We start from the raw sequence: 25,204 nt of genomic DNA, 5'->3' as shown, positions 1-25,204 counted from the left end.
ACTCTTGCACTAACAGCCTGTAAGAGTTTTCTATGATGTCTTCGTTCTGGGTATCATATTTCTTAATATATTGAAATATATAGAATTAATTTTTGGTATAACTCTCGCATTAGTCCTTATGTTGTTTTCATATGCGCATCAGTTTTTCAACGCTTGCGCAATTTTCAAAGACAAGGAGCAAGATATGAATACCGATATCGCTAAAGCTAAGTGGAACCAGTTAACCGGTAAAGTTAAGCAGAAGTGGGGCAAACTTACCGATGACGAAGTAGAACAAATGGAAGGCAACTTCGAAGAGTTTTACGGCAAAATGCAGGAAAAGTATGGCATGAGCCGCGACAAAGCGCGTCAGGAATTTGATTCGCTGAACAGCTAATACAAGTGCCCCGGACAATGCCGGGGCTTGTACTTTTTGAGCTGAGCTGAGCTGCGCTTAGAAAGCGTAGGTCAGTGTTAGCGAGAAAGTGCGGCCTGCTGAGGGCTTAACTACCACAGAGTCGAACAAATCTGCTGAGGTGTAATATTCCTCGTCCATCAGATTATTAACCTGTAGCAGTCCGGTGAACGGACCCTGCGCATAACTGACCGAGCCGTTGACTACGGTGTAGCTTGGTAACATTACCGTTTGCATGATGTCGGTGTAGGTTTCATCTACCCAGGTAAGACCAAGGCTACCGGTAACATCGCCAGCACCCAGCTCCTGTGCCCAGGTACCATAAATGCTAACAATATTATCCGGTAAGCCGCCGCGTTCCATACGGGTGTTCATGCCCACAAACGCCGAACGAGGGCCGGCAATACGACCGCCGTAGACGTCTTCAGGGTTCAAACCATTCTGAGCCGCAAAATCGGCACCGTTGATTACCGCCAGTGCACCGTTACTGACTTCCTCAGTATTGGTATGAGTAGCCGTTGCCAGTATCGACAGGTTCTCATTTACCAGCGCACGCATTTCAAACTCCAGGCCGTCACCATATACGGCAACCAGTGCACCGGTTTGACTGTCACGGTAGGTTTTATCCTGATCGTACCAGGCGATAGCGGTATACAGGCGGTTATCCAACAGGTTCATCTTCACACCGATTTCCTGCAGGGTAGACTCCTGAATGTACTGGCTGTTTTCAATCGTGGTTGGAATGATGCCGCCTAACTGGTTGGTACTCAGAGAGTTAGACTCAGAGTAAGTCACGTAGGGGATAATACCGTCGGCATTGTAAGACACGCTGGTATTAAAGCTGAACGCGGTGTCACTGCCTGAAATTACGCCGTTACCCTGTGGATCGCCAAGGTAGGCCACCCAGCCGTTTTCAGACTCCACATCAAAGTAATCATACCGCGCGCCGAGTAATAAATTCAGCTTGCCGTAGGTGAAATCCGTCAGGAAGAAAGTCCCCACATTAGCGGTTTTAGACAAATGCACTTCGTTGAAATTACGGGTTAGCGTACCTTCTACGCCGGTGACGTTGCCGTCGGCGTCATACAGTAAAGTGGCATTCTGGTAGGGGTCGAAAGACGCCGGGGAAATACGGTCGTTAGCCGTTGGGCCCACAGTGATATCCCTGAAGTCAAAGGTTTCGTCCATCCAGGCTGCATAGTTATCGAGCTCTTCATTTCGATAGTTGACGCCCACAATACTATTGGCCATAAAGCCGTCGCCTTCGTATTCGAAGGTCAGGCTGCTGCGTAACTCATACAGGAAAGCATCGGGATAATAAGCGGTAAAGCCCCAGCTTTGAAACTTGGTATGATCCATGTAGTCGTAAAACGCTTCGTTTTTCCACACCGTGCCGCTGTCGAATTCGTGGGTAATGTCGAAGTAAGCGGTAATTGCGGTAGTGTCGGCATAGTCATGATCATCAATAAAGGTCGTCTGATGATCAATTTGTGCCGTACCAACATCAGTTAGTGCATAGGGGTTATCCAGCGTGCGGTCGGCCAGGAAGTTACCAAAGCCACCGGCACAGCTCACTTCAAAGCCGTTATACATGGCATTGCCGCTACCGGCATCCGCCGCCGTACACCAGCTGTTAACGTTACTGAAGGCGTTGTTGAGGAAGCTGGGTGCAAAAGGTGCAATGAAAGAAGACTCCTGCGGTAACAGGGTATCTGCCCCGATAGGATTATCTGAGTTGCGAATTGGCGCTGCACCTGTGATATAGGTGCCGTTATCAATTAAATCCTGGGTTACCCGGTTCCAGCCAGGTACCTGAATACTGTCGGTGGTTTGGTACTGTACGCCAAACTGCAAGGTGGTGTTGTCCGACAAATCAAAGTCAACGGCGGCCTGGACCAGCTCGCTGGAAGGTTCATAACCGTCGAAAAACGACTCGGAGTCTTCAACTTCGGCAAATAGCTGCAGACCGCCGTATTTGCCACCGATTTCCAGCGGAATCCCCAGACTACCGGAGATGATGCGCTGATTATATGACCCCACGGTAACCGACAGGTCACCGGTAACTTCATCAATATATTTACTGCCGCCAACCTTGGCCGACTTAGGCGTATAGTTGAGCTGGCCACCCACACTGCCGCTGCCGTATAACGGTGAAACCGGCCCACGCATTACCTCGAGTTTTTCAGCACCACGGACAATGGTGTTGAATGCACCCGGGTTAGCAATCCTACGAAAGCCACGGAAGTAGTTATCAGCTGGCTCGCCGCGGATGTCCATGGCGCCTTTAATACCGAAAAATGAACTGGTGAATGCACCAGGGGTGAGGCGCACCAGATCATCCACGCTGCGCAGCGCAAACTTGTCGACCAGGTCTTCACTGATTTCGGTAATTGAACGCGGCGTCTCATACAGGCTTTTATCCAATCCAAAAGCACTGCTGTTTTTGCCATCCGGCATGATTGAGTAATAATCAGTTTTCTTACCCAGTACATCGATTTTCTCTACGTCAGCTTCACTGACTTCTGCTGCTTCCTGTGCATAAGCGGAGAACTGGCTGCTTAGAAAAAATAACGCAATACCGGCCGCTATCGGGTTAAACGAATAGGTGTGCTTCATAGAATTCCCTGTTGAGTGTTATGGAAAAGTCCCGCCACGGCAGAGCACATCGCGTGCCAAAACCTGACCAGTTGGTCTGAATTGGCCGAAAGTATAATGTCATATAATTAATTTCGGTGTGAGGGAAGTTAAATAAAGTTGTTTTATTCCAATGTTTTGAGTTATTAATGAGCATGGCGTGATTTTTTTCGCTGGTCGCACCACTGGATTGGTAAAATATGAATGACGAAACGCTATGTGCACGGTTTTGCACCAAAAAAACACCTCGCTGCACGATAAACAAACAAGAATTTGCGACCAGTGACCAGCGTATTGGCGCGGATTGGTTTTAATACATTCAGGTGGTTATTTGCTATAGTCAGAGCATAGTAAACAAACAGGAGCAGCTTGTGTTAGTACAGCAGGAAACCGGCCTTATCGTTATTGATGTGCAGGGCAAACTGGCAAGATTGGTCGACAACAGCGACGCCATGATTAACTCAATAGCCACTATGATCAGAGCCATGCAAACCCTGGGCATTCCGGTGCTGTTTGTCGAGCAGTTGCCCGATAAACTCGGGGCGACGGTAGAGGAACTCAATCAGTTTATTCCTGCCGGAGAAGCCTTTGCAAAAGCCACCTTTAGTGCACTTCGCACCGAAGGCATAGAGCAGCAGGTTAAGGCGCTGAATCGTTCACAATGGCTGGTGTGTGGCATCGAAGCCCATATCTGCGTGTACCAGACTGTGATTGATTTACTGGCCAGTGGTAAACAGGTGCATTTGCTCAGCGATTGCGTGTCATCCCGTAATCCGGCCAATAAACAGCTGGCGCTGCAAAAAATGCAGAGTGCTGGCGCCCAGCTCACCGGTGTGGAAATGGCCTTGTTTGAACTACTTGAAAGGGCTGACACTGAGCAGTTTAAATCGATTCTGCCGCTAATAAAGTAGCCTGACAGAGCAAAATAATCGCCGGATAGGGTGGTTTTCGCCCCATTTGCCGGTTTTTTTGATTTTATTTGCTGAAATCAGCTTGTTAGGGTAGCCGCGGCTTTTATCCTTTGTGTAAAATAACGGCCTTTTATTTACCCGCTGCTGCGGCTGTCCCGCACGGGGCGATAACAGCAGTGGGTGTTAGCAGCATATTAAGTACCAAGTTGGGGAAATCATGGAGCTTGAAGCGATAGTCAGTCAGGCCAAAGCGCAGATTGACGCTGCCAGTGACGCAGCAACGCTCGACCAGGTTAGAGTTGAGTTCATGGGCAAAAAAGGCAAGCTGACCGACCTGTTAAAAGGGTTAGGGCAGTTGTCGGCCGAAGAGCGTCCTCTTGCCGGACAAAAAATTAACGTAGCCAAACAAGAAATTCAGCAGGCTATCAGCGCCAAAGGCGACGCCTTGCGCAGCGCTGAGTTAAACAAAAAACTGGCTGAAGAAGCGGTTGATGTGACCTTACCGGGCCGTACCGAGTTAAACGGTAACCTGCACCCGGTGTCGCGCACCATCGCGCGAATCGAACAGTTTTTTGGCGAGCTGGGTTTTGCGGTAAAAACCGGCCCGGAAGTGGAAGACAGCTTTCACAACTTTGATGCGCTGAATATTCCGGCCAATCACCCGGCCCGTGCCGACCATGACACCTTCTACTTCAATCCTGAAATCATGCTGCGTACGCAGACGTCTGGCGTGCAAATTCGCACCATGGAAGCCGAGAAGCCGCCACTGCGGATCATCTCGCCAGGCCGTGTTTATCGTAACGACTACGATCAGACTCACACGCCAATGTTCCATCAGGTAGAAGGCCTGATGGTAGACAAGAATGTCAGCTTTACCGAGCTCAAAGGTATTCTGCATGACTTCCTGCAAAACTTCTTTGAAGAGTCCTTGCAGGTGCGCTTCCGTCCGTCTTACTTCCCGTTTACCGAGCCTTCTGCCGAAGTGGATGTGATGGGCAAAAACGGTCAGTGGCTGGAAGTTCTGGGCTGCGGTATGGTGCATCCTAATGTACTGCGGGCGGTGAACATCGACCCGGAAGAATACACCGGCTTTGCCTTTGGTATGGGCGTAGAGCGTTTAACCATGCTGCGTTACGGCGTTAACGACCTGCGCGCATTCTTTGAAAACGATCTTCGGTTCCTCAAGCAGTTCAATTAAGGCAAAGCAAAATGAAATTCAGTGAAAAATGGTTAAGAGAGTGGGTTAACCCCGCCGTATCACGGGATGAGCTGTGCGAACAATTGAGCATGGCTGGTCTGGAAGTTGATGGTGTAGAACCGGTTGCTGGTGAATTCAGCGGCGTGGTGGTAGGTGAAGTAGTGGAATGTGGTCAGCACCCTAACGCTGACAAGCTGCGAGTCACCAAAATTAACGTAGGCGATGATGAACTGGTTGATATTGTCTGCGGTGCACCAAACTGTCGTCAGGGCTTAAAAGTTGCCGTTGCCAAAGTGGGCGCGGTACTGCCGGGCGATTTTAAAATCAAAAAAGCCAAACTGCGTGGCGAGCCATCGTTTGGCATGCTGTGCAGCTATTCTGAGCTGGGCGTGAGTGACGACCACAGCGGTATTATTGAATTGCCGCTGGACGCGCCGGTAGGTGAAGACATTCGTGACTACCTTGGTCTGGATGATGTCACTATCGAAGTCGACCTTACCCCTAACCGTGCTGACTGCCTTGGTCTGCGTGGTGTTGCCCGCGAAGTGGGCGTACTGAATAAAGCCGATGTGTGCGAGCCGGTTGTTGCACCGGTTGCTGCGGCTATTGAAGATAAACTTGCCATTAGCTTAAGCGCACCTCAGGCGTGCCCGCGCTATCTTGGCCGGGTGGTTAAAGGCGTTAACGTTAAAGCTGATTCTCCTCTTTGGCTTACCGAGAAACTGCGCCGCAGCGGTATCCGTAGTATCGACCCGATTGTCGACGTAACCAATTACGTACTGCTGGAGCTGGGTCATCCGATGCATGCGTTTAACCTGGCTGCCATTGAAGGCGGTATTAATGTTCGCATGGCAACGGCTGGTGAAAAGCTCACCTTACTGGATGAAACCGAAGTTGAGCTAAAAGATAACACCCTGGTCATTGCCGATGACAACAAAGCGCTGGCTATGGCTGGTATCTTTGGTGGTCTGCATTCCGGTACCGACGAAAATACTACCGACATTCTGCTGGAAAGCGCGTTTTTCCACCCGGATGCGATTATGGGTAAAGCCCGTCAGTATGGTCTGCACACCGATGCCTCACACCGCTATGAGCGTGGAGTGGATCCGCAATTACAAGCCACGGCAATGGAGCGCGCTACCCAGCTGATTTTAGAAATCTGCGGCGGTGAAGCCGGTCCGGTGGTTGAAGCAGTGAGCGAAAGTGATATTCCGACTCGTGCCGAAGTGACTTTACGCAAAGCGCGCTTAGCTAAGGTGCTGGGTATTGATATTGCCGCTGACACGGTGAGCGAAATCCTTGCGCGTTTAGGGCTCGATGCCAAAGAAACCGATGAAGGCTGGGTAGCTACGGCACCAAGCTATCGCTTTGACATTGAGATTGAAGAAGACTTAATCGAAGAAGTGGCCCGGGTATACGGTTACAACAGTATTCCTAATCAGGCACCGGTCGCGGCCTTGTCGATGTTACCGGCAACCGAGAAGCAGTTATCGGTGAATACCGTGAAATCGGTATTGCTGAATCGCGGCTATAACGAAGCCATTACGTATTCGTTTGTCGATCCAAAAATACAAAATGCACTTTTCCCTGAGAGTAATGGCCTTGTGCTGCCACATCCTATATCGGCGGACATGTCGATTATGCGGGTAAGTTTATGGCCGGGACTGTTACAGGCAACGTCATATAACCAGAAGCGACAGCAACAGCGTATTCGTTTGTTTGAAACCGGCCTGCGGTTTGTTCCGGATGCAGAAGCACCAAACAGCATTCGTCAGGAACCGATGCTGGCAGGGGTAGTTGCTGGTCGTCGTTATGATGAACATTGGGATGCTAATGACAAGCCGGTGGACTTTTTTGATGCAAAAGCAGACGTTGAAGCACTTTTAGCATTGACTGGAAAGGAAAAAACGGTCACTTTTAATACAGAAACGCATTCTGCATTGCATCCGGGTATGTCGGCGGCGATTTACCTGGACGATAAATGTGTTGGCTGGCTGGGCGCGGTACACCCGCAGTTCAGTAAGCAACTGGGCACTAACGGAAGAGTGTTTCTGTTTGAACTTGAATTAGCGGCCCTCACAGACCGCAAATTACCTCAGGCACAGCCGATTTCGAAGTACCCGGCAAACCGCCGTGATATCGCCATTACGGTTAAACAAACCGTGAAAGTAGGCGATATAATAAAATTTGTTGAAAAAATTGGCGTAAATCAACTAGTTGGCCTAAACTTGTTCGATGTGTACACAGGACAGGGAATTGCTGACGGTGAAAAGAGCCTGGCATTGTCTTTAATCCTGCAGGATCCGGGCAAAACACTGGAAGATGCGGAAATACAAGCAGCGGTAGATTCAGTGATTCAAGGGCTTGAGTCGGAATTCGGGGCAGCGTTAAGAGAGTAAATTTTATGGCACTAACCAAAGCCGAAATGGCTGAACACTTATTCGAAAAACTGGGTATTAATAAGAAGGACGCTAAAGATTTAGTGGAAGCGTTTTTTGAAGAAATCAAAGGCGCACTGGAATCCGGTGAACAAGTGAAACTATCCGGTTTTGGTAACTTTGATCTGCGCGACAAAAACGAACGTCCTGGCCGTAATCCAAAAACCGGCGAAGACATTCCGATTAAAGCGCGTCGGGTGGTGACATTCCGTCCGGGTCAGAAGTTAAAAAGTCGCGTGGAAAATTCCAAACCACCGACAGAGTAAACCTCGTATCAAAAATGCGGGCCGGTACCTTCCGGCTCGTTATTTTTATCACCACTATTGCTGTTAACCGAGCCATCGGTACATAGAGCGGTACAGTCGCGCAATGCGTTTTGTGCTCAGGCGTAGTAAACTATCCTTTCTCAATTTCTTTCCAATATGTTGTACAGGTTGTTATGTTTTCAAAGAAAATCGTCGTAGTTATTGGCTTAATCCTGCTGGCCGTGGTCGCTTTCTGGCAGTTTAATGGGTCTGATGATCCCGTCATGCCGGAGTATGATGAGGCAGAGCTGGCGTCAATGGCGTTTCGGCAGCAAATTCTGCATGCCAGTGATCTGGTAGCAGGCATGGCTACTGCGGTAAAAAATGACGACCAGGCGGCCATTGAGCAATGGCAACAAAAAGCCGTAGAGGTGGCCAAAGCCGCCGAGCTGACCGACAGTGATATTACTTTTATCAGTTCAGAGAAGGGCCGTGAGTACCTGGTCTTTCATGCTAAACGGGCTTTATTTAACGAGGCTTTTGAACAGCATTATTATCAGCTGAAGGGCATTGATGCCTTAAAAACCAAATACCCCGAGGCCCGTGATTTATTTGCGGAGGCCGATCGGCTGATTGCCGCCCGTGATGCCATCATTATGGATATTGCGCGTGAGCTTAGCGACACAGAAACTCCCGGCGAAGCAGATACTAAACAGGCCAAGGCAATGTGGCAGGAACGTTTTCGCCAGTCAGCTGACGCATCTGTATCTGAAGTCGAGTAAATTACTACCAGCGGGCCAGGTAGTCGGCCAGTTCAAAGAGTTTATCTATTTTGTCACTGCGCTTTATCCATCTGTCCCGCAAATGCGCCATCCCCTCAATGTTTTCAGGACGGTGTTCACTCATTAATTGCTGGCGTAACAGGGCTCGCTCTTTAGGGTTAAGCATTAACTGTTGTAATTGGGATAATTCGCCGCTGTCCAGCCATATACCACCGCAGCCCGGGCATTCATCAATTTCCACCACATGCAGTGGGCTGTAAAAACGACGAAGCATTACTGTGTCATCGCAAGCAGGGCAATTAACCCGCTCATCCAGTGCGGGCAGGGCATGATGAAACTGGCGCAGGTGCTTTTCCAGCGCGTGGCCGCGCTCTTCCTGTGGAGACTCAAATAGCGCCAGCGTCTGGTTTGCTAAAAACACACCGCCACAGGCTTCGCTCACAAATACTGGCACTTTACCCACGTTGATGCGGGTGAGTTCACTTTGCGTTCGCGGGCACTTCATAGAAAGACTTTCTAAACTATGCGGCGAGCGGCGCAAAGGTGGCGCGGGTCAGACTGGCAAGTAATTGCGGGGCGAGTTCGATTTCCAGCCCGCGTTTACCGGCACTGCAGTAAATCAGTTCGAACTGAGTTGCGCTTTGGTCGATAAACGTGGGTAAGGCTTTCTTCTGGCCCAACGGACTGACACCGCCAAGCACGTAACCGGTAGTGCTTTCTACTTTGGCCGGTGGCGCCATTTGTGCTTTTTTGGCTCCGGCCGCTTTAGCCAGTTGTTTGAGGTTTAACTGATGGGTGACCGGTACAATAGCGACCACGAGTTTCCCCGAGTCCAGTTCGGCCACCAGGGTTTTAAACACGGTGGGCGCCTCCAGGGCGAGTTTTTCAACCGCTTCCAGGCCGAAGGACTCGGCCTGTTTATCATGCTCATACCTGAGCACCTGGTGAGCATGTTTACCGCGCTCGAGCAGTTTTATTGCAGGGGTCATTGTGGCCTTTCTCAAATTACCGGTTAGTCGTTTACTCTGGCATAAAAGTGAGCGTATGCAAAGGCTTACCTGGCAATAGTGGGGTCATGCGATGCTTAGCATAGTCATCGAAACCGGCTTTATAAAATGCCGAGAGCGGATGACCGGACTGCCCACCCGGAATGGTTAATACCGCTTTATCGAGCTGGCCGGGGCGCACAAACAAGCGCTGGGAAGCACCGAAGCTACGGGCCTGAACCGCCGGCATGAAAGTATCGCCATAGCCGGGAATTTCCGGCATGTTTAACGCCTTGCCGAACACCGGGATCTGTCCGGCAAAAGGATGGGTAATGGCTTGCTTATTGACCTTACCCCAGGCCAGGGTCGATAAATCCTTTGACGCGCCGTGTTTATCCTGCAACTGTTGCCGCGCCTGCTCATACTGGCTCAGCATATAGCTTTGCCAGTCGTTCTGGCCCTCTGGCAACCACTGGGTGTTTTCACTGCGAATAAGCTGCCAGATAGCCGGTTCGAGGTTACTGGATACAAACCGCAGGCTCAGATGCTTGGGTTTAAGGGCTTCGCTAAGGGGCGCAAATGTGGTGTTAATTACCTGACGACGAAAGTGCTTCACCAGGGTGTAGCCTACCGACTCGGCGCAGGCACAGTTTTGCCAGTTATCCAGCGCTTCGATATCGGCGGCAAAGTAGCCGGAATTGCGCTTTAATAACTGACGGAGCAGGGCATGCCAGGGCTGCAGAAAGCGCGCTTCATTATCGAGCTGGATCTGGTAGAAACGTTGTTCGTCAAATTGTTCGTAATCGAACAGGCGGTCGCGGATCTGTTGAGCTCGTGCGCCAAGGGCATAGCCACCATCGCCAAAGCGGTCGAGGTCGTCAGTGCCAATAACTCGCGAGTTGGCGGTCCAGATGCGATGTGATGATGGATTCATTACTACTGGCAGGTCCATTTCATCGACGTTCCATAAACCGTCCAGCTGCTCAGGTGTAATGGCCGTATTATGCGGCACTTTACGGGCCGGGACTGCGCCAGCTGGCATCCAGGCAATGTTACCGGCAGTGTCACCAAGGGCAATGTTCTGCACCGGGATGCCGAGCTTTCTGACCACCGGAATGGCTTCCAGTACCGACAGTTTGGTGTCTAGCTGGTTAAGCATGAGATTAACCGCGTAGGGTTCCTGGGCGGTCCATTTTAAGGCGTAAAAGCGCGTACCTAACTGGCGAACCGGGCCGTACTGGCTGGTGAGCCGCTTATAAGTCTCCGGCTCACCTTTTACGTTGATGGTTTCTTCCACGGCTGTCACTTCGCTGCGGTCAATCAGCACCCAGTCGGCGGTATCCACATAGGCATTGGTGAAGCCCCAGGCGATATGACCATTGGTGCCGGCAATGACGCCGGGTACGCCGGGTAAGGTAACCCCGGTCAGCGACACGTCGTACTGGTCCACCGCATAATTGAGTTGGGCGCGATACCAGATAATCGGTACGCGCATGCCTAAATGCATGTCACTGGCCAGCAGCGCGTCGCCGCTTTCGGTGAGTGCGCCGCCCACAATCCAGTTGTTACTGCCAATTTCGGTGCGAAAGGCCATTTCGGCCGTGTTGTTGCTCACTGCAGCCGGGCGCGCTTTGAGCAATGGAGTTTCCACATCGCCGGTGAGCTGGCTGTTATCCAGAGCAGCCTGATACTGGCTCGGCTGCAAAATAAAGTCGACCATGGGCTGGCCAAACTGATGCTTAATTTCGGTCAGGGTAAGATCGCGATTAACATTACCACTTTGTAAATCGAGGTACATGCTGAGGATCACCAGAATACTGTCTTCAGGTGACCAGGGGGCCTGCTCAAAATTAGTCAGAATATATTCGAAGGGACGGGCAGATTGTTCTTCGACGGCCTGATTAACCCCTTCGGTATAAGCAAGCAGAATGTCTTTTTGTGCCTGGGGCAGCTGCGCATAGATGGTGTTGGCGCGGCGACGGAATTCGTGAAAACGACCGGTTTTATCGACATCGAGGGCCATGCTACCCAGCCACTCAGACAGCTCACCGGCGGCAACCCGACGTTGCAGATCCATCTGGAAGAAACGGTCCTGGCCGTGAGCAAAGCCAAGTAAATACATGGCTTCCTTGCGTGAATCGGCCTGAATAATTGCCTGGCCGAGATCGTCGCGCGATAAAGTAGCGGGTTGCTGAACCTGACTGACAATGCGATCGCCGTCTAAGGCCGGTAGTGACTGACGCAGGGTAAAGTAAACCGCCATCACCGCAATGATCAGCAGGCCAATTGCCGCCAGTACGATCCGTTTTAACCAATTTAACACGTGTAATACTCCCTGTTTTTTCTTATGCTTAAAGCCTTTCGGCGGCAGTTTGATGGTGTAGCTCACCACCGCTTCACGATTTTCTCTGCCAGCGTCTTAAGCGGGTGGCAGCGCTATTGCGCTAGTGAAGCTTAACTTTTGTTTGTCGCCACGTCCTAAGCAGTTTAGCATTGTAAAACAATGCATTGGAGTCCAGGAGTCAGCATGGGACCAGTAATGATCGATTGTCGCAGCCTCAGTTTACAGCAAGATGAACGCGACATGCTAGCGCACCCGCTTACCGGTGGTGTGATCCTGTTTACGCGCAATTACGAGTCGGTAGATCAACTCAGGGCGTTGGTTCAGGATATTCGTGAGGCGGCAGGCAAACCGCTGATCATCGCTGTGGATCATGAAGGCGGCCGGGTACAGCGTTTTCGCCCCGGATTTACCCGGCTACCCGCCATGGGGCAGATACTGCAGCTAACCGATAATGATAATGACGCCGACGCGTTAAGTTATGCCTGCGGTGTGATTATGGGTTACGAGCTTAAACAGCTGGATATTGATATTAGTTTTGCACCGGTGCTGGACATTAACGGTGTGTCCAATGTTATTGGCGATCGCGGTTTCTCGCCACACCCTGGGGTAGTGAGCCGTCTGGCCGGGTGCCTAATAGACGGCATGCACGCCATAGGCATGCCCTCTACCGGCAAACACTTTCCCGGCCATGGCAGCGTGGTGGCTGACTCACACATTGATACCCCGGTGGATGAACGGGACTGGCAAACCATCAAGCAGCAGGATTTGGTGCCGTTTGCAGACCTCATCGCCCGGCAAAAAATTGATGCCATCATGCCAGCTCACGTGCGATTTGCGGCCATCGACGATAAGCCCGCCGGGTTTTCGCCTTACTGGTTACAAACCATTTTGCGTGACAAGCTCGGCTTTGACGGGGTGATTTTTTCCGATGATTTATCTATGGAAGGCGCAGCTGTGGCCGGTACATACCCCGAGCGCGCCGAGCAGGCACTGGCTGCCGGCTGTGATATGGTGCTGGCGTGTAACAATACGGCCGGTGCGCTGGCCATTTTAAACGGCCTGCCGAACACGCTTGAACCTTCTCATCGCCTGAGCCGGCTTAGTGGCTGGCAGCTCTCAGCAACGGCAGAACAAACCTACCAGCAAGCCTGTGAGGTGTGGCAACGCTATGAAAGTTAAAAATAAAGTCATCGTATTCAGCGTTGTGGTCAGTGCATTGTTATGGGGCGTGCTGGCCGCGAACGGTTTAGACCAGGCACTCAGTCTGACGGCCGCGCTAACACTATTAATTGCCATCTTGTGGGTGACTGAGGCACTGCCTATTCCGGTGACCTCGCTTATCCCGTTTGTGGCCTTTCCTATGGCGGGCGTAATTGATTATAAAGAAGCGGCATCAGCACTGGGTAGCCACGTGATCCTGCTGCTGATGGGTGCGTTTATGCTCTCCAAAGCGCTGGAGAAGTCGGGTGTGCACCGCCGCATTGCGGTATACATGCTGCGCTTATGCGGAGCGTCCAGTGCCAGACGGCTGGTGCTGGGCTTTATGCTCACCTCGGCAGTGCTGAGCATGTGGATATCCAATACCGCTACCACTTTAATGTTACTGCCTATTGCTATGGCCATTATCACTTCGATGAACTCGCCAAAACTGGCTGCTGCCTTGTTACTCGGCATTGCATACTCAGCGAGTTTGGGCGGGGTGGGCACGCCCATCGGCACACCGCCGAATATTATTTTTATGAGTGTGTATCAGCAAACCACCGGCACGGAGCTCAGTTTTATTAACTGGATGATGACCGGTGTACCCATAGTACTGATCGCGATTCCGATAATGGCGTTCTGGCTGACCCGCAAATTAAGTGATATGCCGGATTGTGATTTACCAAAGGCCGGTGACTGGCGCCCGGCGGAAAAGCGGGTGCTGATCGTGTTTGGCATTGTGGCGCTGGCCTGGATATTCCGCCCTTACTGGTCGGTATGGACGGGTATGACGCTGGTGAGTGACAGCACTATTGCCATTGCCGGTGTGGTGCTGATGTTTCTGGTACCCAACGGCGATAAAGAAAAGCCCGATCAACTGCTCGACTGGAAAACCGCTGAGGCGATCCCGTGGGGCATGTTACTGCTGTTTGCGGGCGGTATTTGCATGGCCAAGGCGTTTACCGCTTCGGGCTTAAGTTTATTACTTGGTGAAGCACTTACCGGACTGTCTGCTCTGCCCATTGTGCTGACTTTGCTGGTATTGTGCCTGGCAGTGAGTTTTGTTACCGAAATTACTTCTAATACCGCTACCGCGACCCTGCTTATGCCAATTCTGGCCAGTGCGTCGGCCGCGATTGGCGTGGATCCTATTGTGCTGATGATGCCTGCCGCTATTAGCGCCAGCTGCGCCTTTATGATGCCGGTAGCTACAGCGCCCAATGCCATTGTATATGGCAGCGGCCGGATCCCCATTCAGACCATGGTGCGCGAGGGCACCATGCTGAATATTCTGGTGGGGCTGGTTATTACTGGTGTGGTGGTTGTAACCCGGTTATAAACGCCTAGCGGCTAACCGGCACATCTGCCACGCCGGCTCTGGCGTTGAGATACCGGGCAAACACATACAGCCAGTCGGATAAGCGATTAACGTATTGCTGGGCGAGTTCTGAGACTTCGGTGTGTTTGGCCATGCTGATCATGCGTCGCTCGGCACGGCGGCACACGGTACGACAAACATGAGCCTGCGCAGCAGCCACACAGCCACCGGGTAAAATAAAGCTGGTTTGCGGCGGTAGGTCGGCTTGCATCACATCAATATGGGATTCTAAATCCACTACCGCATCCGGGGCCAGGGTAGAGCTGGCCGATACCGCAAAGCCAACGCTGAACAGGGCATTCTGAATGGCTGCCAGCATGGCTAAGTCGCTGTCGCTGCCCAGTTCATCTGCCTGCAGGCGAGCACTTAACAGGCCAATTTGTGCATTGAGTTCGTCAAGACTGCCGTAACATTCGATAATAGCGTCGTCTTTGGCCACTTTTTGTGGCTTGTTGACGTAAAGCTGGGTTTCACCCTGATCGCCGGTTTTGGTATAGATTTTCATGATTAGTCTTGTTCCTCGGCGGGTTGCGGCGCTGCGGGGCGATCGTAACGGCGTATTTGTACCAGCATGCCAAACAGCGGATGGTCAAAATAATGCAGTTGTGTACTGATCACGCGGCGCTGCTGGGAAAACGGAATAGACACCAGCTCGTAGGCCGGCGCAGCGCCGGGCAGGCTAGTGGCCGAAAGCACTGGCTGTCGATAAAACAGCTCGCTGTTAATGTGCAGGTAGGGCACCCGGTTGATGTATTTAAGGTATATCTGAATAAAGCCGTCAAGCTCCCAGATAGGGGATAAACGCTTCACATCTGACTGAGTATCGCCGTCATCGTTGGTTTCCGGTGGTGCTGTCATACCGGCAAAACTGATTGGCTGCGGGTTATTAAGGCGCTGATTCAGCTCGGTAAAAAAGCTATCTGCCGGTTCGGCCAGCTCGGCGTTTTGTTCTGCCAATGGATCTTCACCGGACGGCAATTGTTGCGGGCGCAGATCGCCATTTTGAGTAAACTGCTGAGCAAAATTCTGGCCGGCAAACAAACGCAGGGTTTCGGCTTTATCCTGACCAAATTTAACCTGCTGACGCCAGCTAAAGTGAGCCAGTCGCTCGATACCTTTGCGCCAGCGAATGCTGGTGTAGATATCATCCTGTGAGAGCTGATTAGTGGGCAGCAGGTGCGGGCCGTTAGCCCGTTTAAAATTGGCTCCGTGCACATAAAGCGGCGTTTGCTGACGCGGTGGCACGTAGAGATCCGGTTTCTGCCACTGCCAGCTTTGCGGTTTTAAATTGGGCTCTGGGGGCGTTACACAATTGAGCGGGCGGCGTTTTACGCTTACCGGCGTGAGCTGTTCTTCATTTAAGTTAAATGACAACCAGTAGGCCGCAATGGCATCAGGCGCAGGGGGGATAATTTCAGGCTCTGGTTGAACAAAGGTATTCTCTGAAACTTCTATGCCCTGAGTGGTTTCATCAGCCAGCAAAGCCTGATTGTTATCAGTGACTGCGCTGTTTTCATCACTGAATAGCTCGCTCTCCTGATTGCCCGGCTCAGACTCCGGCGTGTTGCCATTTTCAACAAGCCCGGCCTGGTCATCTAATGCAGGTTCTACCGGCTCCGGCTCGATATAATAATCGCGCAGGATTTCTTCCTGTGAGGGCGCCTCTGCCCACAGTGGTGATGTGGGGGCGTTGCAGACCGGTAATGAGTTGTACACCATGGTAATGTCTGGCTGGTAATACTCAGTGAGTAAATCCCAGTCGGTGTTGGGTGTATTTAATACCTGTTGACGTTCAAACCGTTCGGCCAGATCGCTCACCGCGGTATCGCGGGCGAACAGCATTACCTCGATGTCGAACCACCATTTGTCTTCGTCGTTAGCGTGTACCGGGTAAGCGGTTATACAACTGAGTGCGAGCAGGCTACCAATTATACGCCTCATGCCTGGCTGATCTCCCTGGCAAATTCTTCTATAAGCCCGTCCACCATAGCTAATCGTTCGCGGGCTGTCTCGGTTTTCTTCACGATCCGCAGTTTTTGACTGCCTTCGAACTTAAACATTTTATTGCGGGTTTGTACCAGTTGGATAATAAAACCGGGGTCTACCGGCGTGTCTTCGTTAAATTCGATGGTACCACCAGTAGCGGTCATTTCGACCTTATGAATACCTACGCGGCGGGCTTTGAGTTTAAGCTCGGCCACCGCAATAAGGTTTTTCGCGGCATCCGGCAGCAGGCCAAAACGATCGATACATTCAATCTGGAAGGCCTCGATATCGTCGCTGTTTTTGCAGCTGGCCAGTTGCTTGTACAGGGACAACCGGGTATTCACATCGGCAATGTAATCTTCCGGCAACAGCGCCGGGATGCGCAATTCGATTTCGGTATGCAGGCGGTTAGCATCGCTGAGTGACGGCTCTTTACCGGCCTTAAGGGCATCGACCGCTTGTTCCAGCATATCCATGTAAAGTGAGTAACCCACACTGGCGATTTGGCCGGACTGGTCTTCGCCGAGTAACTCACCGGCACCACGAATTTCCAGATCGTGAGTAGCCAGGGCAAAGCCTGCGCCTAAGTCTTCCAGACTGGCAATGGCTTCCAGACGCTTGGCGGCATCGCGGGTCATGCGCTTAGGATGCGGGGTTAACAAATAGGCATAGGCCTGATGGTGAGAACGGCCAACCCGGCCACGCAACTGGTGCAACTGCGCCAGACCAAGATGGTCGGCACGGTCCATGATTATGGTGTTGGCGGTGGGCACGTCGATACCGGTTTCGATAATGGTGGTACACACCAACACATTGAAACGCTGATGATAAAAGTCACTCATTACCGACTCAAGTTCACGCTCACGCATCTGACCGTGGCCTACGGCAATGCGGGCTTCCGGCACTATTTCGGCGATTTCCTCGGCGGTGCGGGCAATGCTTTCTACCTCGTTGTGCAGGAAATACACCTGTCCGCCGCGCAGAATTTCACGCATGATGGCTTCGCGTATAACCGCTTTATCGCGCTGTTGCACAAAAGTTTTGATGGCCAGACGCTTGGCTGGCGCAGTGGCGATAATCGATAAATCACGCATCCCCGACATGGCCATATTCAGCGTACGTGGAATGGGCGTAGCGGTAAGGGTAAGAATGTCCACATCGGCGCGCAGGGCTTTAAACTTCTCTTTCTGGCGCACGCCAAAGCGGTGTTCTTCGTCGATGATGACAAGGCCCAAATCGTTAAACTGGATAGTGTCGCTGAGCAGTTTATGGGTACCCACCACAATATCCACAGTGCCGTTTTCGATGCCGTCCATCACCGATTTGGTGGCTTTACCGCTAACAAAGCGGGAGACCACCTCAATGCGGAACGGCCAGTTGGCAAAGCGGTCTTTAAAGTTTTCGAAATGTTGCTGCGCCAGCAGGGTAGTGGGTACTAAAATGGCCACCTGTTTACCCTGATTAGCGGCTAAGAAAGCGGCGCGCATAGCCACTTCGGTTTTACCAAAGCCCACGTCACCGCACACCAGGCGGTCCATTGCCTGTGGGCTACCCATGTCCTGAATAACCGCGTTGATGGCCTGCATCTGATCGGCGGTTTCTTCAAACGGAAAGCTGTCGGCAAAGGATTGATATTCTTCCCAGGTAATGGGGTAGGCAAAGCCCGGTTTGGCAGCGCGCTTGGCGTACACATCGAGGAGCTCTGCGGCCACGTCGCGCACGCGCTCGGCCGCTCTCTTCTTGGCTTTTTCCCAGGCATCGGAGCCCAGGCTATGCAGCGGCGCTGAATCCTGCTCACCGCCACTGTAGCGAGAAATTAAGTGCAGCGAGGCCACCGGTACATATAACTTGGCCTGTTTGGCGTACTCAATGGTTAAAAATTCGGTAGTAACGCCACCGGCATCCAGGGTTTGCAGGCCAATATAGCGGCCAACGCCATGGTCGAGATGCACCACCGGCTGGCCTACAGAGAGTTCCGCCAGATTGCGAATAATGGCGTTTTCGTCGGTAGGCTTTTGCGCGGTTCGCAAACGCCGCTGACTGATTTTATGGCCGAGCAGCTGAGTTTCGGTAATAAACAGCAGCTCACCGTCGGGATTGTTCCAGCGGAAACTGTGTTCTACCATGCCAATGGAAATGCCGACCGTTTCGTGACTGGTAAGAAAATCGTCGAAGTGGGCAAACTCTACGGGCTTAATTTGGTACTTACTTAAAATGCCGAGCAGGTTTTCCCGGCGGCCCTGTGATTCGGCACAAAACAGCACTTTTGCACCGCGCTCGCTGGCCTCGGATAAGGCAGTTAATAAGGCCTGAGCAGGCTGCTTCTTTTGCGGATTTAACGCGATATCATCGAGCTTTTCGCAATGCAGGTTGTGTTTGCCGGCTGCCTCGTCGAGTGGCTGCGAAGCCAGTGCGACCCGCGGCCATTGTTTGAGGCCGGCGAATAATTCGTTTACCGGTAAAAACAGCTCCATGGGCGCCAGCAACGGGCGGTGTTTATTGTAGCGGTACTGTTCGTAGCGCTCATTCAGATCCGCCCAGAAGAATTCGCAGGCATCACTGACATCGCCATGTAACATAATAAGGGTGTCGGGATGAAAGTAATCAAACAGTGTGGCGGTTTTTTCAAAAAACAGCGGCAGATAATACTCCACACCGCTTGGCATGGTGCCACGGGTAATTTGATTAAACACCGACTCGGCGCTGTTACTGGCGTCGAAGCGCTCTAAAAACTGCTGACGAAACAGGTTGAGCGCGGCTTTATCGGTGGGGAATTCCCGGGCCGGTAACATGCGGATCTCTTCCACCGCATTGCTGGAACGCTGGGTGTCGGGATCGAACAGGCGAATACTGTCGACCTCGTCATCGAACAAATCGATGCGGTAGGGATCTTTAGAGCCCATGGGGTAAAGGTCGATAATACTGCCGCGAATAGAAAACTCACTGTGACTCATTACCTGGCTGACATGCAGATAACCGGCTTGCTCTAACTGGCGGCGGAACTGGTCGCGATCCAGTTGCTGGCCACGCTTTAACAGCAATAAATGCTGACCAATGTATTCCACCGGGGCCAAACGCTGCATCAGAGTATTGATGGGCACAATAAAAATGCCGCTGGGTTCCTGAGTTAACCGGAACAGGGTTTCCAGACGCTGGGAAATAATATCCTGGTGCGGCGAGAACGTATCGTAAGGCAGGGTTTCCCAGTCGGGAAACAGGGTAACCGGAACACTGTGCTGACTGCCCTGAAAATAGCGGATTTCTTTTTCGAGTTTGAGCGCCGAAGGCGTATCTGCGGTAACCAGCACGATAGGGCGACCAGCCTGCTGACTGGCCTGGGCAACGGCGAGCGCGCGGCTACTGCCTTGCAACTGCCCCCATTGCTGTTGGTCCTGAAAACCGGCTGACGACTTGGTTTTGGGCAGTGGCAAAGAATTAAGCGTGGTTGTCATGATTCCTTAACGATTCTTTTTTTGAGCGTTTTTATTTATGGCTTGCAGATTAAGCGTTTTTATTCTGGCTGCGCTTGCGAAGCTGCTGCGTTTGTAAATGCAAACTGGCTCTGACTAACAGTTCCTGATCCTGTTCGCGGATCCGGGTAAAAATGAAGGCTATATGGTAGCCGTCCGATTCCTGCTGGCAAGTAATAACTTCGCCGTAGCAGAAAATGGCCGCGGCTTCTTCGGAGACGAACAGTTTAAGTTCTGCCTGAGTGCCTACATCCAATGGGGTGGGGTGCTCAATGATCACGCCACCGCCGCCGAACCTGATACTTTCAAAGCGGTAATCCGGATCGTCCTGTTGGTGTAAAATGTAGGACATCATCAAATCGATTTTGCGTGACTGATGATTAAGGTAGTTAACCAGTTCGGATGCGTGATCGCTAAGGTTACGCAACGGGCGCAGCGCCTGGGATTCGATAGAGGCCATCTCGCTGGCAATACGAAAGGCATAAGGCATGTGGTCTTCGAGTTGTTCGTTGTCTGGCAGGGCAAAGTGCTCGTCGAGCTGACGCATATTGACCTTAATAGCGTGGCTGATTAAGAAAAACTCATTAAACTGAGCTTGTTTTTCTGCCAGGGTTAACGATTCCACAATACTCTCCAGGCTGACTTGTGTGCAGGGTAGCTTACACGTATTATGCACCGAGCTTAAGTCTTTGTTTATCATTAAAACGTACAACGTACCGTATTGATTAAGAGTAGTGCAGGGAAAGATGAATACCAAGCCCCCACTGCCCAGGTACAGGTGAAATTTCATGGCCTATCCGCTTTCCGCCTATATTGCACTGCGTTACTCCACCGCAGGCAAACACAACAGCTTTGTAGCCTTTATTAACCGCTTCTCGGTAGCCGGGATTGCCCTGGGGCTTATGTCGCTGATTATTGTGCTTTCGGTAATGAACGGTTTTGAAGCCCAGCTACGCCAGCGGATTTTAGGCATTGTGCCACAGGTAGTAGCGCATAACGCCAGTGTTGATGACGTGCTGCAACTGCCCTTAACGGAAGTGCGTGCCGCGAGCCCCTTCAGGGAAGCAGAAGGCCTGGTGCAATCCCGCCAGGCTTTGCGCGGCGTGCAGTTGCAAGGCGTGGACCCGGCAATAATGGCTAAACACAGCATTGTGAGCGACTACATGCTGGAAGGTAATTTTGAGCGCCTTGAAGAAATTAAGTTTGGCGCTATCATCAGCCGCGCACTGGCGCAGGAACTGAGCGTGAATGTGGGCGACCAAATACGGGTAATGGCTGCCGGTGCCAGTGTTTATACGCCCTTTGGCCGCATGCCGAGCCAGCGTTTGGTAACCATTGCCGCATTATTTAACCTGGGCTCACAGCTTGACGACAAAGTGATTTATTTACGGCTGGACGATTTAACCCGGTTACTGCGTAAACCTAAAGACAGCCCGGCGGATGTGCGGCTGTTTTTAAACAATGCGTTTAATTATCAGGGTGTGGTGGCTGAGCTTGAACAGGCGGGTTATTCAACAAGTAACTGGCGTTCGCGCCAGGGGCCGTTGTTCGATGCGGTAAAAATGGAAAAGAACATGATGTTTTTAATGCTGCTGCTGATTATTGCGGTGGCGGCATTTAATATTGTGTCGGCCCTGGTGATGGTGGTGTCGGAAAAAAGTGGTGACATCGCTATTTTACTCTCCCAGGGCATGACGGTAGCCACAGTGCGCGCCATATTTATGCTCAACGGCATCTTTAACGGCCTTAAAGGCGCATTGATTGGTGCTGTGCTGGGCATTTTAGCGGTTGTGTATATTAACGATATTCTGGAACTGCTGGGAATATATCTGGCGTTATCTGCCGATGGGCCAGGCTTACCCATTGATATGCAATGGCATCAGGTGGTTTGGGTAACCCTGTTTTCCTTAGGATTATGCCTGCTGGCGAGCTGTTATCCCGCGCAACGGGCCATGAAAGTACAACCGGCTAAGGTTTTACAGCAGGAATCGTAAAAACTTGATTAAATGGTCAGGTTTTTGGGTTTTGCCGTGCATTGTGGCATAAAATTTTCTATAATCTTTTTCTTTTCTTTCGCTCGGTTACCGATTCTATGAATAAAGTCTTTATTACGTCGGCGGATCTGCTTCAGGATTCATTTCGACTTGCCTCCAAAGTGTATAAGGACGGCTTTCGTCCGCAATTTATTGTTGGGATCTGGCGGGGCGGCGCGCCAATTGGTATTGCGGTACAGGAGTTTTTTGAATTTAAAAAATTTCCCACCGACCATATAGCGGTAAGAACCTCTTCGTATTACGGCATTAATAAGCAAAGCAAAGAGATTCGCGTGCATGGCCTGCATTACCTGATTGAAAATGCCAATGCCGAAGACGCACTGCTGATTGTGGATGATGTGTTCGACTCGGGCCGCAGCGTAGACGCATTAATTAAGCAAATTAAAAAGCTGATGCGCCTGAACATGCCAAAAGATATCCGTATTGCCTGCCCGTATTATAAGCCGCAGAACAATAAAACCGATATCGTGCCTGACTATTACGTAAACGAAAGTGACGATTGGTTAGTGTTCCCCCATGAAATTGCCGATATGAGTGAAGAAGAAGTGCGCGCCGGTAAAACCGAACTGGCCGATGTTATGGATATTCTTTACGATAAAGACTAATTAATTTAGCAGGAAAGGCCCGCTTTTTACTTCAGTAGCTCGAGCGGGCTAATCACCGCGTTTCCGCCTCGTTGTAATATATGCGTATAGATTTGGGTGGTTTTCACATCGGCATGGCCCAGTTGGTCTTGCACTGTTCTAATATCAGCCCCTTTTAATAGTAAATGTGTTGCAAATGAATGGCGTAGCGTATGCGGTGTTACGGCTTTTTCCAAGCCTATATCGTGGGCGGTATGGCGTACAACACGCTGAATTTGCTTTTCATCAATATGATGACGGCGAGTAAGTTTGGTTTCGGGATCCGTGCTTAATTTGCGTGCCGGGAAGAGGTACTGCCATTCTAATGATGTATTGGCTGATTTGAATTTCTTATCCAACAGATTAGGCATCCATACGCCTTTAAACTCAGGGTTCTGAAGATCTCTTTTAAGTTGCAGGGCTACTTTTTCGCATTGGAGTTTAAGCGGAGTAACAAGCGTATCGGACAGGGTGACAACCCGATGTTTTGCGCCTTTGCCAAACCAGATACGAATACATTTATAGTCAAAATCAATATCTTTCACGCGAAGCCAAACGCACTCCATTAAACGTAATCCGCTGCCATAAAGTAAGGAAACCGGTAACCACTGGGGTTCTGGAATATGGCTGAGCAACTTTTGCACTTCAGCAATAGTAAGCACCACGGGTAGTTTTCGGGCCTTTCCGCTGTTTACAAACTCCAATTCATCACTAAGTGGTTGCCCGAGGTATTTGTTATACAGGAAGGCCAGGGAATTTAACGCACTTGTCTGACTGCTAGCTGATAACTTACGTTTAATTGATAAATAGGTTAAATATTGCTGCACTTCATGGTCGCCCATTTTTTTGGGGTGCTGATAATTCTGGTGGCGAATATAGTCAGCAATCCAATATAAATAGGTTTGAATTGTTCTTTTAGCGTAACGCTTAACGATCATAAACTCCTGTATGGCTAATAAAAATGGCGATTGCATAGCGGCTTCCAAAAGTGACTAAACTAGCAGGATAAGAAACCAGGAAATACTGACCAGAGGATGGGATTTTGGAGCGTTACTGACTCACTTTTAAGTTCAAATAGGCCTCTATTAAATAAGAAGCCACTTTGGAGTATTTCACGCCTAACAGGCAAGCCAAACCAAAACAGTGCACTGCAAAGAATTGATTTTGATAAAATAAAGCGTATCTTAAGGTTTAAAAATAAAAGTCAAAATGGTGTAAATGTTTACACCATTTTGAAATCTATTAAATTGTTATGCACCAAGTAAACCCCAATTGTTTTATAAGGATATGAAATGGAAAACATATATTCGGAAGACAACGAGTCAACAATAAGCCTGGTAAAGGCGGCGTTTATGCTATCGTTTTGCGCCATTTTTACGGGCGTTAGTTTTTACTTCAATTTGAGCTACATATTGGAATTGGAAAGGTTTTCCCTTACTGTTCAAGAAAAATATGTCGCTGCCATTATGTTTTCAATTAGCCTGCCTTTAGTGCTGTTAATCATCACTCAACTTTGGTTGGAATATCGCGGTTTAAAAAATGCTATTCGTTCATTATTTTGGGGGGCAGTTATAACGCTGCTTGGATGTGTACCTATTGCCTTTGCTGCTCTTGATGGGTCTTTGGTGTAAGTGCATAACAATCAAATGTTGGGGACACAAACACGCGGGCTCTGCTTCGCAGTTTAGCCCACGTGTTTGTGCCGCCAAATTAGGGTGTTAGGTGCCACATTGAACAGATGGCTGACAAGGAATTTTAGTTTATTAATCGGCGGCATTATCCTGCTGCCTCTAACCCTATTTATAAGCCTAATGTCACTCGCATTTGGGGCCGGCTTCACTAATAATCCGACAGTTTCTAGCATTAAAGTAGTCGTTATTGCAGCATCTTATTTATTGGTATTTATATTGTCAGTTTGGCAATCGGTCCGTAGTTACAAAAATTATGGCAATTACGGCCACTGGGATTTGCTCCCAATTATTTACTTTTTGTTGGGTGTATTAGTAATGTTTATCCAAGGTAGTATTAAGCATGTCACCTAACAAAAAATTATGACGCCCGCAGGCGGGCTGGGACACAAACAGGCAGGCGGCTTCGCCATTGTAGCCTGCCTGTTTGTGCCCCATATTTAAGTGTTATGTTCTTATAGGAAGAATTTTATTATTGTGCTCTTGAAAAAGAAGCGATCATCACTTCGCTATAGAAGTCAAAATTGGAATTCTTTGGAGTTCCGAAAGTTTAGAAGTCACATTGTAAAACTCTGCAATGAAGAATGCCGAGCAGTAAGAACACCAGGCTTGTTTTTAGCTCGAAGAAATAGACTAAAAGCCGTAGCATTTTGTAAGGCAAAATGGGGGCAAGTTCCCCCAGCGTTGGAAGCTAAAAAATTACCCTCAATGTACGAGTTATTTACGTCATCAGGTTGGAAACAGTGGGCAGTAAGATAAACGAACATAACAATCAAATCTTGGGGACACAAACACGCGGGCTCTGCTTCGCAGTATGTAGTGGCAGACTAAACCCGAACACTGTTTTAAGTGGTAGCATTACACTTAATAACG

At 50.3% G+C, this 25,204-nt stretch carries 20 protein-coding genes; 11 read left to right on the top strand and 9 right to left on the bottom strand.

All coding sequences use genetic code 11. From position 1 onward, the window contains the following. Positions 1-184: 184 nt before the first annotated feature. A complete protein-coding gene (locus D9T21_RS12150; protein ID WP_123325222.1) occupies positions 185-376 on the top strand; it encodes a CsbD family protein in 192 nt (63 codons plus the stop codon). 57 nt (positions 377-433) lie between these two features. Here the strand turns inward: D9T21_RS12150 and D9T21_RS12145 are convergent, their stop codons facing one another. Continuing rightward, positions 434-3,010, bottom strand: coding sequence for a TonB-dependent siderophore receptor (locus tag D9T21_RS12145; RefSeq protein ID WP_123325220.1), 2,577 nt, complete (start codon positions 3,008-3,010; stop codon positions 434-436). A 389-nt stretch (positions 3,011-3,399) separates the two neighbouring features. Between D9T21_RS12145 and D9T21_RS12140 the strand changes: the two genes are divergently transcribed. The 5 genes from D9T21_RS12140 to D9T21_RS12120 all read left to right on the top strand — a co-directional run bounded on the left by D9T21_RS12140 (position 3,400) and on the right by D9T21_RS12120 (position 8,602). Continuing rightward, on the top strand, positions 3,400-3,939 hold the full coding sequence (locus D9T21_RS12140; RefSeq protein ID WP_123325218.1) for an isochorismatase family protein: 540 nt from the start codon (positions 3,400-3,402) through the stop codon (positions 3,937-3,939). Between the two features lie 217 nt (positions 3,940-4,156). Continuing rightward, positions 4,157-5,137 (top strand): phenylalanine--tRNA ligase subunit alpha, encoded by a 981-nt coding sequence (gene pheS / locus D9T21_RS12135; protein ID WP_105936601.1) that lies wholly within the window; start codon positions 4,157-4,159, stop codon positions 5,135-5,137. Between the two features lie 11 nt (positions 5,138-5,148). After that, the gene (gene pheT, locus D9T21_RS12130) at positions 5,149-7,536 is read left to right on the top strand and encodes a phenylalanine--tRNA ligase subunit beta (protein WP_123325217.1); all 2,388 of its coding nucleotides are present in this window, start codon (positions 5,149-5,151) and stop codon (positions 7,534-7,536) included. A 5-nt stretch (positions 7,537-7,541) separates the two neighbouring features. Beyond that, complete coding sequence (gene ihfA, locus D9T21_RS12125; protein ID WP_073324884.1) at positions 7,542-7,841, top strand: integration host factor subunit alpha; 300 nt, start codon at positions 7,542-7,544, stop codon at positions 7,839-7,841. A 173-nt stretch (positions 7,842-8,014) separates the two neighbouring features. Continuing rightward, positions 8,015-8,602 carry a hypothetical protein gene (locus D9T21_RS12120; protein ID WP_123325215.1) on the top strand — a complete coding sequence of 196 codons (588 nt, stop codon included), beginning with the start codon at positions 8,015-8,017 and terminating at the stop codon, positions 8,600-8,602. A 4-nt stretch (positions 8,603-8,606) separates the two neighbouring features. Here the strand turns inward: D9T21_RS12120 and D9T21_RS12115 are convergent, their stop codons facing one another. Genes D9T21_RS12115 through D9T21_RS12105 form a run of 3 tightly spaced genes read right to left on the bottom strand, consistent with a single transcriptional unit; the run spans position 8,607 to position 11,911 of the window. After that, positions 8,607-9,107, bottom strand: a complete 501-nt coding sequence (locus D9T21_RS12115; RefSeq protein ID WP_123325213.1) for a TFIIB-type zinc ribbon-containing protein — start codon at positions 9,105-9,107, stop codon at positions 8,607-8,609. Between the two features lie 16 nt (positions 9,108-9,123). Then, the gene (ybaK, locus tag D9T21_RS12110; RefSeq protein WP_123325212.1) at positions 9,124-9,591 is read right to left on the bottom strand and encodes a Cys-tRNA(Pro) deacylase; all 468 of its coding nucleotides are present in this window, start codon (positions 9,589-9,591) and stop codon (positions 9,124-9,126) included. 31 nt (positions 9,592-9,622) lie between these two features. Continuing rightward, positions 9,623-11,911: a penicillin acylase family protein gene (locus D9T21_RS12105; RefSeq protein ID WP_123325290.1), complete on the bottom strand. Its 2,289-nt coding sequence runs from the start codon at positions 11,909-11,911 to the stop codon at positions 9,623-9,625. Positions 11,912-12,115: 204 nt separating this feature from the next. On the opposite strand from D9T21_RS12105, the gene nagZ reads away from it, so the two are divergent. Together nagZ and D9T21_RS12095 are read left to right on the top strand one after the other, a co-directional pair. Then, the gene (nagZ, locus tag D9T21_RS12100; protein WP_241155702.1) at positions 12,116-13,111 is read left to right on the top strand and encodes a beta-N-acetylhexosaminidase; all 996 of its coding nucleotides are present in this window, start codon (positions 12,116-12,118) and stop codon (positions 13,109-13,111) included. Then, the gene (locus D9T21_RS12095; RefSeq protein WP_123325210.1) at positions 13,101-14,471 is read left to right on the top strand and encodes an SLC13 family permease; all 1,371 of its coding nucleotides are present in this window, start codon (positions 13,101-13,103) and stop codon (positions 14,469-14,471) included. Before nagZ ends, D9T21_RS12095 begins: the two co-directional genes overlap by 11 nt. Positions 14,472-14,475: 4 nt before the next feature. On the opposite strand, the gene D9T21_RS12090 is transcribed toward D9T21_RS12095, so the two are convergent. From D9T21_RS12090 to D9T21_RS12075, 4 genes are read right to left on the bottom strand one after another with little or no spacing between them, the layout of a single operon-like run. After that, entirely contained in the window at positions 14,476-15,015 is a 540-nt protein-coding gene (locus D9T21_RS12090) for a cob(I)yrinic acid a,c-diamide adenosyltransferase (RefSeq protein ID WP_123325208.1), read from the bottom strand. Positions 15,016-15,017: 2 nt separating this feature from the next. Next, positions 15,018-16,451: a CsiV family protein gene (locus D9T21_RS12085; RefSeq protein WP_123325206.1), complete on the bottom strand. Its 1,434-nt coding sequence runs from the start codon at positions 16,449-16,451 to the stop codon at positions 15,018-15,020. Next, positions 16,448-19,948: a transcription-repair coupling factor gene (gene mfd, locus D9T21_RS12080; RefSeq protein WP_123325204.1), complete on the bottom strand. Its 3,501-nt coding sequence runs from the start codon at positions 19,946-19,948 to the stop codon at positions 16,448-16,450. The genes D9T21_RS12085 and mfd overlap by 4 nt, the downstream gene beginning before the upstream one ends. Before the next feature lie 49 nt (positions 19,949-19,997). After that, positions 19,998-20,591: a PilZ domain-containing protein gene (locus D9T21_RS12075; protein WP_123325286.1), complete on the bottom strand. Its 594-nt coding sequence runs from the start codon at positions 20,589-20,591 to the stop codon at positions 19,998-20,000. A 163-nt stretch (positions 20,592-20,754) separates the two neighbouring features. Here D9T21_RS12075 and D9T21_RS12070 point away from each other — a divergent pair, with 163 nt between their 5' ends. Together D9T21_RS12070 and D9T21_RS12065 are read left to right on the top strand one after the other, a co-directional pair. Further along, on the top strand, positions 20,755-21,960 hold the full coding sequence (locus tag D9T21_RS12070) for a lipoprotein-releasing ABC transporter permease subunit (protein WP_123325202.1): 1,206 nt from the start codon (positions 20,755-20,757) through the stop codon (positions 21,958-21,960). 98 nt (positions 21,961-22,058) lie between these two features. Further along, on the top strand, positions 22,059-22,625 hold the full coding sequence (locus tag D9T21_RS12065) for a phosphoribosyltransferase (RefSeq protein WP_123325284.1): 567 nt from the start codon (positions 22,059-22,061) through the stop codon (positions 22,623-22,625). A gap of 26 nt (positions 22,626-22,651) precedes the next feature. Here the strand turns inward: D9T21_RS12065 and D9T21_RS12060 are convergent, their stop codons facing one another. Beyond that, a complete protein-coding gene (locus tag D9T21_RS12060) occupies positions 22,652-23,617 on the bottom strand; it encodes an integron integrase (protein ID WP_123325200.1) in 966 nt (321 codons plus the stop codon). A 318-nt stretch (positions 23,618-23,935) separates the two neighbouring features. Between D9T21_RS12060 and D9T21_RS12055 the strand changes: the two genes are divergently transcribed. After that, positions 23,936-24,274: a hypothetical protein gene (locus D9T21_RS12055; RefSeq protein WP_123325198.1), complete on the top strand. Its 339-nt coding sequence runs from the start codon at positions 23,936-23,938 to the stop codon at positions 24,272-24,274. Positions 24,275-25,204 lie beyond the last annotated feature (930 nt).

The sequence above is a fragment of the Marisediminitalea oceani genome (genome assembly GCF_003731635.1).
Classification (GTDB): domain Bacteria; phylum Pseudomonadota; class Gammaproteobacteria; order Enterobacterales; family Alteromonadaceae; genus Alteromonas; species Alteromonas oceani.
Note: the sequence above shows the minus strand (reverse complement) of the source record. Positions and strands in the feature narration are given on the sequence as shown.